Origin of the sequence: Providencia sp., from assembly GCF_052096715.1 — a bacterium.
Taxonomy (GTDB): domain Bacteria; phylum Pseudomonadota; class Gammaproteobacteria; order Enterobacterales; family Enterobacteriaceae; genus Providencia.
In genome coordinates this window covers 189-17,771 of sequence record NZ_JBQDNB010000044.1, presented here as the reverse complement: position 1 = coordinate 17,771, position 17,583 = coordinate 189, and the positions used below count along the sequence as shown (strand labels likewise).

The 17,583-nt window shown below is 36.7% G+C and carries 13 protein-coding genes and 1 pseudogene; 7 read left to right on the top strand and 7 right to left on the bottom strand.

All coding sequences use genetic code 11. The annotated features are described in order from the left end of the window. A pseudogene (locus ACTH6U_RS20665) lies at nucleotides 1–830 on the top strand (hypothetical protein); the annotation flags it as partial. 14 nt (nucleotides 831–844) lie between these two features. Here the strand turns inward: ACTH6U_RS20665 and ACTH6U_RS20660 are convergent. From ACTH6U_RS20660 to ACTH6U_RS20645, 4 genes are all read right to left on the bottom strand, one after another. After that, nucleotides 845–1,264 (bottom strand): GNAT family N-acetyltransferase, encoded by a 420-nt coding sequence (locus ACTH6U_RS20660; protein ID WP_441833046.1) that lies wholly within the window; start codon nucleotides 1,262–1,264, stop codon nucleotides 845–847. A 204-nt stretch (nucleotides 1,265–1,468) separates the two neighbouring features. Next, nucleotides 1,469–1,999, bottom strand: coding sequence for an MltR family transcriptional regulator (locus tag ACTH6U_RS20655; RefSeq protein ID WP_441833045.1), 531 nt, complete (start codon nucleotides 1,997–1,999; stop codon nucleotides 1,469–1,471). Nucleotides 2,000–2,084: 85 nt separating this feature from the next. Then, nucleotides 2,085–3,245, bottom strand: coding sequence for a mannitol-1-phosphate 5-dehydrogenase (locus tag ACTH6U_RS20650; RefSeq protein WP_294350364.1), 1,161 nt, complete (start codon nucleotides 3,243–3,245; stop codon nucleotides 2,085–2,087). An 11-nt stretch (nucleotides 3,246–3,256) separates the two neighbouring features. Continuing rightward, nucleotides 3,257–5,206 (bottom strand): PTS mannitol transporter subunit IICBA, encoded by a 1,950-nt coding sequence (locus ACTH6U_RS20645; RefSeq protein WP_294107907.1) that lies wholly within the window; start codon nucleotides 5,204–5,206, stop codon nucleotides 3,257–3,259. A gap of 610 nt (nucleotides 5,207–5,816) precedes the next feature. On the opposite strand from ACTH6U_RS20645, the gene ACTH6U_RS20640 reads away from it, so the two are divergent. Next, complete coding sequence (locus ACTH6U_RS20640; RefSeq protein WP_294107904.1) at nucleotides 5,817–7,052, top strand: SLC13 family permease; 1,236 nt, start codon at nucleotides 5,817–5,819, stop codon at nucleotides 7,050–7,052. Between the two features lie 86 nt (nucleotides 7,053–7,138). Here ACTH6U_RS20640 and ACTH6U_RS20635 read toward each other — a convergent pair whose 3' ends face one another. Both ACTH6U_RS20635 and ACTH6U_RS20630 read right to left on the bottom strand, forming a co-directional pair. Beyond that, nucleotides 7,139–7,876, bottom strand: coding sequence for a cyclase family protein (locus ACTH6U_RS20635; protein ID WP_441833044.1), 738 nt, complete (start codon nucleotides 7,874–7,876; stop codon nucleotides 7,139–7,141). A 387-nt stretch (nucleotides 7,877–8,263) separates the two neighbouring features. Continuing rightward, nucleotides 8,264–9,097 carry a MetQ/NlpA family ABC transporter substrate-binding protein gene (locus ACTH6U_RS20630; protein ID WP_294107901.1) on the bottom strand — a complete coding sequence of 278 codons (834 nt, stop codon included), beginning with the start codon at nucleotides 9,095–9,097 and terminating at the stop codon, nucleotides 8,264–8,266. Between the two features lie 215 nt (nucleotides 9,098–9,312). Between ACTH6U_RS20630 and ACTH6U_RS20625 the strand changes: the two genes are divergently transcribed. From ACTH6U_RS20625 to ACTH6U_RS20605, 5 genes are all read left to right on the top strand, one after another. Then, nucleotides 9,313–10,437: a CMD domain-containing protein gene (locus tag ACTH6U_RS20625; RefSeq protein WP_441833043.1), complete on the top strand. Its 1,125-nt coding sequence runs from the start codon at nucleotides 9,313–9,315 to the stop codon at nucleotides 10,435–10,437. A 4-nt stretch (nucleotides 10,438–10,441) separates the two neighbouring features. Continuing rightward, the gene (locus ACTH6U_RS20620) at nucleotides 10,442–11,899 is read left to right on the top strand and encodes an FAD/NAD(P)-binding protein (RefSeq protein ID WP_441833042.1); all 1,458 of its coding nucleotides are present in this window, start codon (nucleotides 10,442–10,444) and stop codon (nucleotides 11,897–11,899) included. A 3-nt stretch (nucleotides 11,900–11,902) separates the two neighbouring features. Beyond that, on the top strand, nucleotides 11,903–12,916 hold the full coding sequence (locus ACTH6U_RS20615) for a methionine ABC transporter ATP-binding protein (RefSeq protein WP_336430859.1): 1,014 nt from the start codon (nucleotides 11,903–11,905) through the stop codon (nucleotides 12,914–12,916). After that, on the top strand, nucleotides 12,913–13,581 hold the full coding sequence (locus tag ACTH6U_RS20610; protein ID WP_434719235.1) for a methionine ABC transporter permease: 669 nt from the start codon (nucleotides 12,913–12,915) through the stop codon (nucleotides 13,579–13,581). The genes ACTH6U_RS20615 and ACTH6U_RS20610 overlap by 4 nt, the downstream gene beginning before the upstream one ends. Before the next feature lie 373 nt (nucleotides 13,582–13,954). Continuing rightward, nucleotides 13,955–15,721 (top strand): potassium/proton antiporter, encoded by a 1,767-nt coding sequence (locus ACTH6U_RS20605; protein ID WP_441833041.1) that lies wholly within the window; start codon nucleotides 13,955–13,957, stop codon nucleotides 15,719–15,721. 278 nt (nucleotides 15,722–15,999) lie between these two features. On the opposite strand, the gene ACTH6U_RS20600 is transcribed toward ACTH6U_RS20605, so the two are convergent. Further along, on the bottom strand, nucleotides 16,000–16,293 hold the full coding sequence (locus ACTH6U_RS20600) for a helix-turn-helix domain-containing protein (RefSeq protein ID WP_294107888.1): 294 nt from the start codon (nucleotides 16,291–16,293) through the stop codon (nucleotides 16,000–16,002). Between the last annotated feature and the right edge of the window lie 1,290 nt (nucleotides 16,294–17,583).

Below are 17,583 nucleotides of genomic sequence, written 5' to 3'. Positions count from 1 at the left end.
TTAGCACCTACGGTAACGCGGCAGGTTTGCTCATTGAGCAAAATTTTTTAGGCTCTATCGAAGATATTAATGTAGCGACACCATGGCTTGATGATAAAACACAAACACTACTCACAACACTTTTAAGTTTAAGAGATAAAGGATTAATGTCTTTTGATGATGCTCAAGGTAACTTTGTTTCAGGCTGGTATTCGACGAGTAATTTAAAAAAAGGAATATTTCGTAAAAACTTTATTTCCGGTAGTAGCGAAATTTATCTCTATAACCCTGAAACTGGGAAAAATGATATTTCTCGTGATCATGGTGTTTATATTAAGCAATATACGCAAGTTGAAGTCATTCAAAATTATTTTTCTGGCTGGCCAAAAGACGATCGAGCATCCGGTCAATTAAAATTTCGTAATGCTAAAGGGCTTGTATTTGCAGGTAATTATCTTAATCAGATTTCATTTAATGCGCGTCCTTATGATAATGTCGATGAACAATGGTTGATCATGCAGGATACCTTTATTTTTAATAATTACTTATCTGATGCTTTAATTAGCTATTGGCAAAATTTTATTGATACAAAAGATAAAGCCATTAATGTTAAAAATTATCTTGTTTTCTCTAACCATTTTATTAATCGCCCTGACAATAAGCCACTAATTACCTCGCCAAACAAATCACTATCTTCTAATCAGTTTTTTTGTTCAGAAAATAGCTTCATTGAAACAGGTAAACAAGTACCAATAAGTGGTGTCATGACAGAAATTACTCTGGATAAAATAAAAGCACTACTACCCGATTACGCAGCACAATATTTATTGATCAAACCAATTATGCCCTAATTCACAATAACTTTTTATTCATAACGTTTAGTTAGATAATGTCTTTGCATACCTAATTCAGGAAAATCGGGTAAGCTCATTTGTTGTATATACCCTAACCTTTCATAAAAAGGTAATGCTTGGAAACTAAATGTATCAACTAAAGCGTGTTTACAGCCTAATTTAATTGATTCCTGCTCTGCACTTGTCATTAAAGTACGGCCTAAACCGCTTTTTCTTGCATTTTCACTGACCCATAAATAATCAATGCATAACCAGTTTCCTTTAGTCGAAGCAAGTAGACCACCGGTTATCATACCTATTTCATTTTTTGCATAAACAGCCAATTGACCAAAACTATTTTCTTTAACATATTGAATATTATGCTGCCTTAGCCCAGCTAAAACTGCGTTCCTATCTTCATCCGCTATTTGGTGTGTGATAATAATATTCATATGCCGCCCTCTTGCATCGTAGTTATCCTTTATCTATCTCCATCATATTATAACTTATACTAAGAGTGGCAATTAACATTTGGAAAAAGCATTCATATCTAAACTACATATGAAATAGAGAATTAAGTTATGATTTTTTAGAGCGATTAACATTGTTAATCAGCGGAAGGTAATTAAAGACTAGAAATAGATTAAGTTAAGAAGTTAAAAAACATCAGTTTCTAAAATTTGTGCAATTAAAGCGGTTACCGATAGGACTAATGATGACTTTATCATTTGTTGGTATCGATACTTCTGTAAATCGATGAGTTGTTTATCAACTAAATCTTCTGGTTGATTAAATCGCATCATTTCAGGCAATGGTTCCATACAATGTAACATTTTAATACTGCCTAATACTTCATCATCTGTAAAATTTAAAACTATACCATTGGTAGGCAAAGACCCTTTCAATGCTAAAAATAACTCAATATCTTCATATACCTCTCGAGTAATTGCACCTAAAGCAAATAATAGTTTTAATCTCACTGAAAGTTCACCTAATGGCCCACTTCCCGTTAAAAGGGGTTCAACAGCATATTTTACTGCATAGTCATCTTTACGAAAAACTTTTAGCATCAGTTGATCAATAGCTTCTGTGATCAAAATAATCACTTCCTGAACAAATAAATGGACTTCCGGCCGTTGATTTAGCCGCTCCAAAATTTGATTTTCTATATTTTGTCTATTTTCCATAACATCTTCTTTGTTCACTTTATGGTGACCGATTAAGTCACCATAAAGTCATTATTATCCTAGACTCAGACCTTGATCTGCAAAGTTATTTTCGTATTGACTCTAATAATTGATATTCACCGCAAATAGCCTCAACTATCAACGGATAATCATCTAATTGACACAATTGTTTCACTGCCTGACGAATTCCTTTCTCATTTATGAGCTCCGCCATTTCGCTCGCTTGCGGATCACTGTTACATCTAAAATGTAACGCTGAAGCAATTCCAATAATCAAATTTTTATGTGGCAATTGATATTCAAGCGTTCCTAACAATGGTTTAATGAGTCTATCTTCAGAATTTAATTTTCTAATCGGTTGACGCCCTACTCGGCTAACATCATCGTGTAAATACGGATTAGCGAAACGACCTAATATTTTGTCAATATATTGAGCATGTTGCTCGGGATTAAAACCATAACGTTGAATCAATACTTGACCACTTTCTAACATTGCTGCTTTAACTACTGCACAAATCGTCGGATCACTAATGGCGCTACTGATAGTTTGGTGCCCATATAATTGTCCAAGGTACGCTGTAATGGCATGCCCAGTATTAAGTGTAAATAGTTTTCGCTCAACAAAAGCCATTAGGTTATCAGTAAGTTCCATTCCTCCGATAATCGGAATATCACCAATGAATTGAGTTTGGTCAACAATCCATTCACTGAAAGATTCGACAGTCACATCCAATGGGTCATCATTTGCAGCATCCATTGGTGGAACAATGCGATCAACTGCTGAGTCAACAAAACCAATATATCGCTCAATCCATTCATGATAGCTATCTGGTATTTGAGCTAATACGTGTCGCTTTAATTGACTCGAACCTCTGACCATATTTTCACAGGCTATAATATTTAATGGTTTATTATTATTGAGTTCCTTCCTCATCAAGAGGCCTTTCGCTAATGTAACCGCAATTTTTTCTAATACTTGAGGACCAACAGCAGTAGTTACCATGTCGGCTTGAGCAATGTATTCAATAGTTTTTGGATCCTGACTATTGATCGCGTGAACATGTTGAACTTTTTCAATACGATGCTCTTGCCCAACAATATGAACTTGATAAGACTGTTGATGAGCCAGTTGATCGATTAAAGGTTGATTCACATCTGTAAATGTTAATTGAGAATTTGCATCTGCCAATAGCTTACCAATAAAGCCACGTCCAATATTTCCGGCACCAAAATGAATAACTTTCATGATTTGTCTCCCTATGCTGCACTTTGAGCGGATAAAATTTCGAGAACTTCTTGAATGCTTTGTGTTTTGCTTAGTTTTTCAATAACACCAGCCTCATCAAGCGCAGAAGTAATTCGCATAATAACTTCTATGTGCTCATTATTTTGTGCAGCTATTCCTATTACAAGGTGAGCAATTTCATCTGGTTCATCACCAAATTGGATACCATTTGGATATTGGCAAATAACAATGCCCGTTTTAATAACTCTATCTTTAGCTTCTATCGTGCCGTGAGGCACCGCAATAGACTCCCCTAAATAAGTTGATGTTAGTTTTTCTCTCGCTAGCATGGCATCAATATAATCGGGTTCAACATAACCGCCTTCAACTAACTTTTGTCCTGCATAGCGAATAGCTTGTTCTTTATTTTGTGCGCTTAAATTCAAGTGAATATGTTTTGCACTTAAGGTGAATATTGCGTCTTCACGCGTTTCCATTTGATAAGATTCATCATTAGCCGCAATAATAGTTTGCTTAATTAAGCGTCCGTCATTTGCAGCTTTTGGATTTCTCTGAGCAATTAAACGCGTCACTAAATCACTATATGTTTGCCCATCTAGGAAGTTTGTTAGGGAAATATGAATTGCATTCGGTGCAAAAGTCTTCGCTCTTGCCGTTAAATCTTTATGTGTCACGACAATATCAACATCATCAGGTAAATCATTAATCGCCATATTGGTGACAGATATATCAAGTAGACCTGCATCACGCACTTTTTTAGCTAAAACACCAGCCCCCATAGCACTTGATCCCATTCCTGCATCACAGGCTACAATAATCTGACGGATATTGACTAAACTTGCAGCTAATTCATTCTTCTCAGAATTTTTATGTGAAGACTTAGATTGAGCCTTCATTTCACGTATTTTTTTCGTCGCATTATCCAATTCATCTTCATCTCCTACGCGAGTTCTTCTCAACAAGATTGCGGAAACTAAGAATGAAACGAGTGTTGCACTTGTGACTGATAAAATCACACCAATTAATGACGATTTTGGTGTCATCAGTAAAACTGCAAAGATTGAACCTGGAGATGCTGGAGAAACTAATCCTGCGTGGAAAACATTCATCACAAAGACACCTGTCATTCCGCCAAGAATAACAGCAATAAGAAGACGCGGATTCATTAGAACATAAGGGAAATAAATCTCATGAATACCACCAAAGAAATGAATAATTGCCGCCCCTGAGGCTGATTGCTTTGCATTTCCTTTACCAAAAAACATATAAGCCAATAACACGCCAAGTCCTGGACCTGGATTTGCTTCAATTAAAAAGAAAATTGATGAGCCTGTTTCAGATGCTTGTTGAATACCAAGTGGTGAAAATATACCGTGATTAATCGCATTATTGAGGAAGAGTATTTTTGCAGGTTCGACAAAAATCGAGGTAAGTGGTAATAAGTTATTTTCCACCATGACATTTACACCAGCCGCAAGGATCTTGGACATTCCCGCAACCAGTGGGCCGATGGCCAAATAAGCCAGTATCGCTAACAACATGCCAATGATGCCTGATGAAAAATTATTCACCAGCATTTCAAAACCTGTTTTAACTTTACCTTCAATCCAGCGGTCAAAACGCTTGATGACAAAGCCACCGAGAGGGCCAGCTATCATTGCCCCCATAAACATAGGCATGTCAGCACCAACAATTACCCCCATAGTCGTGATCGCGCCAACGATCCCGCCGCGTTCACCACCAACCAACCGCCCACCCGTATAACCAATTAATAGTGGCAATAAGTAAGTGATCATCGGTCCTACAAGCTGTGCTAGCGTTTCATTTGGCCACCAGCCGGTAGGGATAAATAGCGCAGTGATTAATCCCCACGCAATAAAAGCACCAATGTTGGGCATCACCATATTACTGAGGAAGCGCCCAAAATTCTGTACCTTTAATTTGATATTTGATGTTACCATGATAGAACCCCGTGGTACGAGAATGATAAGGTTGTAACGTTATCGCCAAATAACGTTAGTGAGATTTTTTGAACACTTTCACTCTAGCATGTCCTTTCTCTGATGCGTACCACGCGGGCTTTCTGTGATAGATATCACTTTACGCCCCCCATCCCCCCCCATCAATTAGTGACTCCCCTCACAAATTAATCATGTTATTTAATTACATTGAGTTATTTTTACACAAAAAGCCTTTTTTATGTGATACTGATCACTTATTTTGTTAGCCTGTTTTTTATAAATTAGTGACTTTGATCACGAAATATTTTCATGTTCATGACCTTTTTAACATTTGAATTCATTTAAAATTAGTTTTATTTACGCATAATTTATTTTGTAATAAAATTTCAGCATATATTTCAAGTTTAAATAAAAACCACTTTACGCTTTAAAACGCCTATTTTTCGTCAACAACTCTTGCTTATCTTACATATCGTCAGCGACCATTCTTTTTGCGATGCTCATTATTAGGAATAAACGCAACTTATTATTATTAAAGATTATTTAATCTTGCCTCCATGGTTATTCACCGCTAAATTAAGCATAATTTAACTCAAAAAATGTGATTGCTATGACGCTAACTATTATTATTTTCCTACTGGTTTATATCGCAATGGGTTTTGGCAAACTACCCGGCTTTAAAGTTGATAGAACAGGTGCGGCGGTTATTGGTGCCTTGGCAATGATGGCAATAGGTAGCATTACCCCGCCTCACGCTTGGAATTCAATTGATTATAGAACTATAGGTATGTTGTTTGGTTTGATGGTAGTTTCCGCATCGTTTGTAGTCTCTGGCTTTTATAGTTGGACGGCTGACCGTGTTGCTATGTTAAAGGTTAGTGCGCCAACATTGCTTGCCGTATTAATTGCAGTAGGAGGGCTACTTTCTGCCTTATTAACAAATGATGTCGTTGTCGTGGCGATGACGCCTTTATTAGTCTCTATTACCTTATCTCGTGGCCTTAATCCCATTCCCTTTTTATTAGGATTCTGTTTTGCCGCCAATAATGGTGCCGCTGGCTCATTAATTGGTAGTCCACAAAATATGATTGCAGCGCAGGGTCTGGACCTTTCATTTGTTGGGTTAATTCAAGCAGCGGCTATTCCTGCTCTTCTTTCGCTGCCAATCACTTGGTTAGTTTTAGTTTGGCTTTATCGTAACCGTTGGTATTTAGCGAAAGAAACAACACAAATACCTAGCACACAATCACAATCAGAAAAACTCAATATTTGGGAAACAACAAAAGCAGGTATCATCACCTTCGCTGTTATCGTTGCTTTTGTCGCTACTGATATTCCAAGGGAACTCATTGCGTTAACCGCAGCAGGCTTTTTACTGCTTAATCGTTCTATCGCTTCAAGTGATATGTTAAAACTGGTTGATGGCAATCTTTTATTACTGATCATGGGGTTATTTGTAGTCAATGCGGCTTTTGCATCAACTGGTTTACCACAGCAATTACTGAATGATTTGCGTAGTCATGGGGTTGAATTAAATAATCCAATTGTTTTATTTTTAGTCACTGGCGTACTCAGTACTATTGTAGGAAATAACCCATCAGTAATGCTACTGGTTCCATTTTTATCTCCTGACGGCAATGCGGATTCATTAGGCGCTGCACTCGTTTTGGGTTCTGGATTTTCCAGTAATTTATTTGTTTTCGGTAGTTTAGCGGGCATCATTGTTGTCGAACAATCCGCAGCATATGGCGTGAAAATCTCATTTACAGAATTTGCTAAATCAGGTGGTATTGTCGCCGCGCTGTGTATGCTACTTGCCGCTGCATGGATATTAATCGCTTTATAATTTGATGGCACCAATTTGCGCTATTACCTACAAATTGGTGCATTTTAACTTAGAAAGTCACGTTTAAATTTAAAGTAAGAATAGTATTACGGAAGAATAGCAAAAGAGCGAACCGGAAAGCCACTCGCATTATTAGGTTTAGCGACAACGTTAAAAATAACCGCCCCTCTAGTCGGAAGTTGGTCTAAATTTGCCATCAACTCAACTTGGTACGTGTCTTGCTCTAAAACATAATATTCAGCCAATAATGCATTATTTTGACGAAAATCTTTTGCTGCATCGGTATCAAAAGTTTCATGTCCGATGGCTTTAACACCTCGTTCTTCAAATAAAAATTTTAACGCATCGATTCCCCAACCCGGTATTTGGTTTTTACCTTCTTTATCTTTATTGTCCATAGCCTCTTGAGATGGCCAGCGGTGACTCCAATCAGTTCGTAACGCGACAAAAGTACCAGATTCTATTTGTCCATGTTGTTGCTCAAATAAGATTACATCTTCACGAGAAAATGAGAAATTAGGGTCTTGTTTCGCTCTTGACGATTGATCAATCACAATAAGCGGCAATACTAATTCTTTAAGCTCCAACTCATGTAAATAACGCTTTCCTTCAACAAAATGGCATGATGCATCAATATGAGTGCCATATTGCCCAGGAAACGTAAATTGTTGTGCAAAAAATCCGTCGGGATAACCAAATAGCGTTTTGAATTCAGCAGGTTCAAACATAAAAAAATGAGGTGAGTCTTTATCAAAACGGTGAGTCAAATCAATCCACGTTTTTGATTTAAGTATATTAAGTGCATTAATCAGTTCATTAGCCATCTAGTTTCCCCTGTTTGGTTCATTTTAAACGCTTTCCAGCAATTATTTTTGTGTTATGACATTTATTTATTTTAATATTAAATAACTAAATTAACTTGTCTACACTTCTAATACGAATGTTTTTCATGTTGAATTTGAAATGAAAACTGGCAGTAAGATATAATGCGAAAAATAATTAAAAATATAATGATAGTTCTCAAATATCATTTAGTTATTGTGACTAACATGTTTTGAAATGAAAACGCTAACTAATAAGATGTGTTCTAAACAGCTGATACTGTAATAACGTTAAGTACTCACATTAAATATACCGAATCACATAGAAACTATATGATTCGGCAAGCAGAATAATGCTAATCACGCGGTTATTCTTAATATAATTAATATTTATTTAGTCCAGCTTGCAGGTTCAATGAATCCATCATATATGCGCTGAGAGCGAATATAATCTGCGTATTCTTTAGAATCAAAAGCGTCTTTTAAATCTTTAGCCCACTGCGCATCGACATCTTTTTGTAATACAGTGACGATAATACGATGCTCTAATGGTGAATTTTCAACCACAAGCCCATCAGCTATTCGTTGTCCTGCACTTGCCACATAGTTACCATTAACCACGACAAAATCAACATCATCTAATAAACGTAATCCTTGCGCGGCATCAGTTTCACGAATATCTAAATTATATTTTCCAGGTTCAATATCATTCACACTGAAGCTTAATGTGCTGACATTAGGTTTTATTTTTATCCAACCCAATTGCTCTAAAATTCGTGCACCGCGCTCTGCATTTACCGGATCATTTGATAACGCGACGATCATGCCATCTTTCACTTCATCTAATGACTTATGTTTATTAGAACGCAAGCTCTGTGGCGCGCTTGGCGAGTCCGTCAATGCCACCATATTGATATTATTTTTTTTATTGTATGCATCCATATATGCACGACTTTGATTAACCGATGCATCAATTGCCCCCTCTTCAAACGCTGGGTTTATTTGCCTGTTTTGAGAAAATTGGCGCAAATTTACTGTATAACCTTTTTTCTCTAAGATGGGCACAATGCCTTTATCAACTTGGTCGATGTAGTTTCCAACCCCAAAACCAATCGTAATTTGTTTTTTATTTGGATTATCTTTCTCACTATTATCACCACACGCCACGAGTGTAACAATTGCAGTTGCGATGAGTGAAAGACTTATTAATTTTTGTTTTAACATATGTAACAACCCTGTAATGACATTTTGGGCAGTATAGACATAATTTTTTGATTCTACTTAGACCAGATCGTTATAACTTAAAACTAAAAGCATAGATAAATTTAATTTTAATTCTATTTAGTTATATGCATATAACAATTCATTCGTTCGATAAATGATGTGCATGATATGTAATGAAGGAGATAAAAAAACGTTTAAAAAAAGTGAGTTATTTTATGACAATTTTTAATAATGATTTAATTGATTCCCTGACTAATTTAACGCCAGAATCTCATTTAGCAAAAATACGCCAAGAACGATTGGTTGCGACCGAAAATACACAAGCGGCTTTTGAGGCGATTTTTTCCACGCCCTCAGACCTACTACCTATCAATGTGAAATATCATTTCGCTCTCGAAGTCGCCACGCTGACAGGAAGCCAAAGTTTAATCCATTTTTATAGCCAACTGTTGCTGTCGCAAACACCAATTACATCAACACCAGGTTTCGAAGCCGCCAAAAAATATCTTCAAATATTAACTTCGTCGCCAAAAGAAACCGATTATTCGCTCATTGAACAATTAACCGATCATGGTTGGCAAAATGCAGATATTGTTTTATTAGCCCAGTTAATCACTTTTGTCACCTATCAAGCCCGTTTAGTCGAGGGGTTAAATTTATTGCAAGGCCATAATAGTGACCATAGCAATATAACAAAAATTAAAGCTGGGAAATGGAATAGTCGTCCATTAAGTCGGCATGGAAAACCATCACCAATCGCATTTACACAAGATGAATTGGGTTGGGAGGCTTGGTTAGATGCCAGAGCCACAAACACACTCAGTGCAGATGAAGCTCAAGTAATGAAAAAATTCGGTCAACTTAGTTCTGAATATTTTTTATTACTCGCCCACCACAGCAGAATTTTAGAAATTCGTACATTGATTGATCGCGGCGTTTTCTATACATCAGGCGGTTTACCGCGTTGGGAACGTGAATATGCAGCCGCTGTAGTGAGTAAAGTTAACGGCTGTATTTATTGTGCTTCCGTCCATGCACGTAAAGCGAGTCAATATGCAAAAGAGCGCCGTAATGATGTGGATAAATTATTAGCAACAGCCACAGGCTCTATTTTAGCTGAAGGTTTTGATGATAGGTTGCTCGCTATTACTGATTTAGTGGCATCTTTATCAGCGACACCAATTCAATCATCAACCTCACAAATTGATAGGCTGCGAGAGTTAGGTTTGTCTGAATTGGAATTAGTCGATTTAATCCAATCTAGTGCCTTTTTTTCATGGGCCAACCGCTTAATGTTATCGCTCGGTGAACCCTTTGAAATTGTAGAGAACAAGGAGTAATTCAATGGAACGAATTGAGGGTTTACTCGCTCTGGAAGAGCAAATAAGACTAGATTTACAATATTTAAATTTACCGATCGCGACATGGTCATTATCCAATAAAGACTCACTTCATCAAATTGATGTCGCGATTATTGGTGCTGGTATGTCGGGGGTTACTGCCGCTTTTGCACTCAAATTACGCGGCATTAATGCAACAGTATTTGACCAAGCAAAAACAGGTAAAGAAGGCCCGTGGCAAACTCCCGCATTAATGGAAACATTACGTTCACCAAAACACGTTGTTGGTCCTGCACTTGCTTCACCATCACTAACCTTTCAAGCATGGTTTAAAGTACAATTTGGTGAAGATGCATGGGAAAAGCTGGATAAAATTCCGCGCTTACAATGGGGTGAATATTTACAGTGGTTCAAATCCATAACTGAACCTCAGGTTTTTAATCAATATCAATTAATTGATATACAGCTCAGCACGAATGGCAGCGAACTCTTCTTTAACACACCGGAAGGCACAAAGTGCTATATCGCGAAGCATGTCATCTTAGCAACGGGTATGGAATCTTTTAGTGAGCCTAACATCCCTGACTTTATGGCACAGATCCCAACATCTTATTGGGAACACTCATACGCTGGTAGTGATTATAGCCGCTTTAAAGGCCTAGATATTGGTGTCGTTGGTTATAGCGCGGGAGCGATGGATAGTTCGGCCACGGCACTTGAGCAAGGTGCAAATTCAGTCGAAATATTAATTCGTGCAAGTGATATGCCCCGCGTTAACCGTGGCAAGGTTGCTGGAAATCCAGGTTTCACTCATGCATATGCTTATTTTTCTGATGCACAAAAATGGCATTATGCCGATTATGTCGCTAAAGCAAAAACCCCGGCACCACATGGCAGTACATTGCGAGTTTCTCGCCATGATAATGCCTATTTCAACTTTAATTCCCCCATTAAACAGGTTGCATTAAATAATGGAAAATTACAGGTTACAACAGCTAATGATAAATTCACCTTTGATTATCTTATATTAGCGACGGGTTATCGTATTAATTGGTTTAAACAAACCGCCTTTAATAAGTTAACGCCCTATATTCAAACTTGGGGTGATGTATATACGCCACCGCAAGCTGAAGAGAATAGTGAATTAGCCTCTCATCCCTACCTTGGCTCACATTTTGAATTACAACCTAAAACAGGGTGTGACTTGCCTGAATTAAACAAACTTTATTGTTTTAATTTAAGTGCGTCTTTGAGCATGGGACCTGTCATTGGCTTAATACCCGGCACGAATACCGGTGCTGAAAGACTCGCAGACCATATAGCGGCTCAATTATACCTCACCTATCAAGAGCAACATCTTGATTTAGTTAAAACAAGCACTGAAGCAGAACTTTTAGGTGATGAATGGCAAGCCGCTCTTTCACCAACAGAACGTATGCAACTAACCGATAATGTGGAGTAAATCATGATCACATTTCAAAATGTCCAAAAAGTATATGAAAAAGATGGGCAATCTTTAGTTGCGTTGCAAGATATTAATTTGCAAATCAATAAAGGCGATATATTTGGTTTTATTGGTTATAGCGGCGCGGGTAAAAGCTCTCTCATTCGCTTAGTCAATCAATTAGAAAAGCCGACCAGTGGTGCTGTAATTATTGATGGCCAAAATATTGCCCATCACAGCCCTGCTGAAATTCGTGCCCATAAAAGAAATATTGGCATGATCTTTCAACATTTTAATTTATTAGAAACCAAAACAGTCGCGCAAAATATTTCAATGCCACTGGTTCTGCTCGGACTTGATAAGCAAGAGATCAATCGCCGAGTCGATAATATCCTTGAATACGTTGAGTTAAGCGATAAAAAACATCAATATCCTGGGCAATTATCCGGGGGACAAAAGCAGCGAGTTGGTATTGCCCGTGCATTGATTAATAATCCTGAAATATTACTTTGTGATGAAGCCACATCAGCACTTGATCCACAAACAACTCGCTCAATTTTAGCGTTGCTGCAAAAAATCAGTCGTGAACAAAAGATAACAATTTTATTAGTCACTCATGAAATGGAAGTCATTGAACAAGTTTGTAATCGTGTTGCCGTCATGGAGTCAGGGCGAATTGTAGAGGAAGGAACCGTATTAAATATCTTTGCTCAACCTCAACATTTAACGACACAAAAATTTGTTCGTACGGTTTTAAATGAAGAAATTCCTGAACGTGTTCTTCACAATCTTGAACATCAACAAGATGTGTATCGATTAGAGTTTTTGGGTAAATCCGCTCAAGAACCGGTTGTTAATGAGCTCATTGTGCAAAATATTGTCAAAATAAATATCTTGTTTGCCAATATGAAAGAAATTAGCGGCGTGGTACTTGGCAGTATGTTTGTACAAATAATTGGTGAGAAAGAACAAATTGATGATGCGGTGAATTTCTTACGTCTCCGTGGCGTAGCAGTAAATAAGGGGGCACTATGACACAAATTTTTGAGACGGCACTCACTAGTAAACAATTTTTATTAGCGATGTCAGAAACCTTTACCATGGTAAGTATTGCCCTTGTACTTGGCTCATTATTTGGGATTTTATTAGGCATTTTACTGGTTGTAACAAGGCAGGACGGTATTTGGGAAAATAAATGTATTTATCGAATTGTTAACCCTATTATAAATACTATTCGCTCTCTACCTTTTATTATTTTATTAGTTGCCATGATCCCACTAACACGATTCATGGTAGGAACATCAATAGGAACTACTGCTGCGATTGTGCCTTTAGTTATTTATATTGCCCCTTATACTGCACGTTTAGTCGAGAACTCTCTTCTTGGCGTTCACTCCGGCATCATTGAAGCGGCAGATGCAATGGGCGCAACCAATTGGCAAATTATCTGGCACTTTATTTTGCCCGAAGCCAAGTCGTCATTAATATTAAGTTTGACTGCGGCAAGTATTACATTAGTTGGCGCAACGGCGATGGCAGGTGCTGTTGGCGGTGGAGGTATCGGTGATTTAGCACTCAACTATGGGTACCAACGTTTTGATAATGTTGCGATGGCAATCACGGTAGTCACTTTAGTGATTATTGTTCAAGGCATGCAACTTATTGGTGATTACTTAGCGAAGAAAGCACGCTTTCATTAACTTAATTGAGGTCGATATTATCATTATATCGACCTTGTTAGCTTTTCATCGATGCTACCAATGCAATTCACTAACCCCTTCTTTTATCTGCACTCACGTTTAATCAACATGCTCAGCAATGGCATCTATCAACAATCTATCAATACCCATCAATGTTGAATCGATTAGTCTAGCTGTAATGATATTCATCGTTGGAATAAATTGCATATTAATTATTTATAATGCGACAAAATAACAATTTATTTGAGTATTTTATATTATAATCATGATGATATACCTTTTAATATTTGCTCTTGGTATGTCATGAAAATAGCCATTAGCTAAATATTTTATTATTTTTTTGTGCTTTATTATTACCTACATGCGCTTTGCGATGCATCGTCAGCGTTTTATTCACCTACAAATTAAACTGATTATGCCTACAATTGAACAATTAATCCTACTCACATCAATACTCATCCTACTCGGTATATTCTCGAGTAAATTATCCGCAAGGCTCGGCCTGCCGATGCTAGTTATGTTCCTTTTCATCGGTATGCTTGCAGGCGAGGATGGAATAGGAAAGATCACCTTTGATAACGTTAATGTTTCTTATGCTGTTGGCTCCCTTGCTCTGGCTTTAATTTTATTTGATGGTGGACTTCAAACATCTGTAAAATCTATTCGCCTAGTCTGGAAACCTGCATTTACTCTTGCCACTTTAGGCGTTCTAGTCACCGCTGGTGTAACGGGAGTCGCTGCCGCTTATATTTTAGGGATCCCATTACTTGAAGGTCTTTTATTAGGTGCGATTGTGGGTTCAACAGATGCCGCCGCCGTATTTTCATTGTTACGAAACGCCGGAATTTACCTCAATGAACGTCTTCAATCAACACTCGAAATTGAAAGTGCAACAAATGACCCAATGGCTATCTTTCTCACCGTAGGGTTATTACAACTATTAATGAACCAACAAGCTTCAGGTAGTGAGCTGGTCTTGCTATTTTTCAGTCAGATGGGCATTGGCACTGTTATTGGTCTAACGGTGGGCTGGGTATCCGTTAAGATAATTAACAAAATTAAATTAATGGCAACGGGGCTTTACCCTGTACTCGTCGCAGCATGTGGTTTACTTTCATTTGGATTAGCGAGTAATTTAGAGGGTAGCGGATTTCTTTCTATTTTTGTCACCGGTGTCGTGATTGGAAATCATCGATTTGTTTTCCAACGCAACACATTTTTATTTCATGATGGTTTAGCATGGCTTAGCCAAATCATTATGTTTGTCATGTTAGGATTGTTAGTCAATCCAAGTTCATTGCTCGAAGTATGGCTTGAAGGCCTAGCTATCGCGTTAGTACTCACTTTTGTAGCCAGACCACTTGCCGTTATTCCAGTACTAAAACTATTTGGTTTCCCTAAACCAGAGATAGCCTTAATTTCTTGGGTTGGCTTACGTGGCTCAGTACCAATTATATTAGCTATTTTTCCTTTTATTTACGGCTTACCCGGCGCAAATTTAATTTTTGATGTTGTCTTTTTCGTCGTACTAATCTCAGCAACCTTGCAAGGCTCAACACTACCTTATGTCGCACGTAAGCTTAATTTAATGCAGCCACCACCGCTTATTCCGGCTGCAACTTTAGATATTACTGCTGTAGACCAAATAGATGCTGATTTAGTGGAATATACATTAGGTGAAGATTGTTCTGCTGTAGGTAGACGCTTATCTCAATTAGCATTACCTGACCAAACTGTTATTGCAATGATCACTCGAGGTAAATCAGTACTACCCCCTAGAGGTTCAACACAACTTTTTGCTAATGACCATTTATTTGTTGTCCTTAAACCTGAGAACAGACTTTTTCTTGAACATCTTTTTTCAGAAAAAATATCACCTGAGTTTGAGGCTGTAGAATTACCATCTACAGGCTTAAGTCTTAAAGGTACAACTCGATTAAATGAGATATATGCTTCTTATGGCATACGTATTGACGAAAATGACGATATCACATTAGACAAATTTATTTATGCCAATACTACAACTGAACCAACTCAAGGCAGCGTGATAAAATTAGAACATTTACAGCTGAAGATAGTTGAAATGATCGATACTCGTATTGTTACTGTAATATTAGAACCTATTGATGGTAGAGACTAATGAATTTCCATTTTCTTTATGCTATTTACGTTATTCATTAAAACTTATGTTCAACTTAAATTTATATTAATAACCAAAAAATATATCTTAGATAAAATAAAAGCCCGTAATGGGCTTTTATTTTCATAATTACACGCTATTCGAGAGAAGATAATATATGAGTATGACCATTAGCATAATTATAATAACCACACGCACACTTATGCCCTTAATTGAAGCAATTAAGAAATCAAAATTTAATTAAGTTCCATTTTGAAACATAAGTATTAAATATATTATTAAACTAGAGAATAAACTGAATCATCAAATCCTTTTGTTTCTCTGCTCTCTACTGACTGGACATCATCATGCAGAATCTCACTAAAGAATTCGCCCATGTTAATATCTAATACTTTCAATACTCGCACTAGACAATCTATATCGATACGATTCACACCGCGCTCATAACGAAATAGTTGTTGTTCACTGATATCAATCTCTTTAGCTAACTGAAAGACAGTAAAGCCTTGAGCTTTTCTCAATGATTTTATTTTTTGTCCAACTGCACAAGCGACAGGATATTTTGTATTCATAAACATTCTCGCTTCAATTTATATTATTGAATTAAAAAACAGCAGGTACTTCACTGCGTTTCTCTATTGTTATCTTTATATGGATATAGCCATTAATTATGATACTAACGATTCAGCATATATCTCGAGACGAATGATATACTAGCCATCTAATTAGTTTCAACTAGTCTAAAAATGACATTGCAACTATGTAACAAAAAATTACGATAATTACATATGATTTAAGTATTAAAATTAAGTCAATAATTTCAATTAGTTAAGAGGTTAAGCGATAAGTGAGTAATGAGCGTACCTTGCAGTACCGACAGTTCATGGTCAGAACAATACACTAAAATGTAGTCATTTGCCCGATAAAAAATCCAAAAATAAAGGAAATAAACAGAATAATTTAACACTGTAACAAATTTGATGATTGCTTTTCAACATATTCGTTTTATGAGTATATGAAGTGAGATAAATGATTAAATTCTGTAAAATAAGGTAAAAGTTATACATTTTATATATATAATCATATTCTACTATCTACTATCAATGACATACATTGATGATATTTAGTTACAACCCACATTAAATTTGCTCGATTTTTAAAGTAGCCTTAGAAATTTACTCACTTAGCCTATTCAAGATAACAAAACATTAACGTTAAAAACGTTTAGTATTCACTTTACTTGATGAACATCACAAAAATATGAAAAATAAATGACGTATTTAATTTAGTTTAATTGTTTTTTTGACCCCAAAGATTAAACCGACAAACAAATAGTCTACTAAATTTGAATATAAAGACATTTAAATCTAACTACTGTACCTTCAGCGATTTCATTTCTCTAAGATAAGACAAATTTTATTGTATTGCCATTTTCAATAACCCAACGACTCAATTAACTATTGTGATAATAAAATAGTACATAGTTTAATTACGTCACATTCTCTAAAATGTTAATATTTTAATGATCTCCTATTTTAGTTAACTGGCTTATTGCTCTTTTTTAAATCTATTAGTTAATAAGAATAAGAAAAGTGCCTTTAGACGTCCCTCTTTGACGGGTCGAACCTGCAACCAGCTTATCGAGGGATCTGCGAGTTTATTACTGAGTAATGGATTATCTATTGGTATGGGATTTTTATTTAGATGGTGGGCCGTGCGGGATTTTTCAGCCTTCGGCTTCACCCTACGGGTCGAACCTGCAACCAGCTTATCGAGGGAGCTGCGAGTTTACTACTGAGTAATGGTCTATCTATTGGTATGGGATTTTTATTTAGATGGTGGGCCGTGCGGGATTTTTCAGC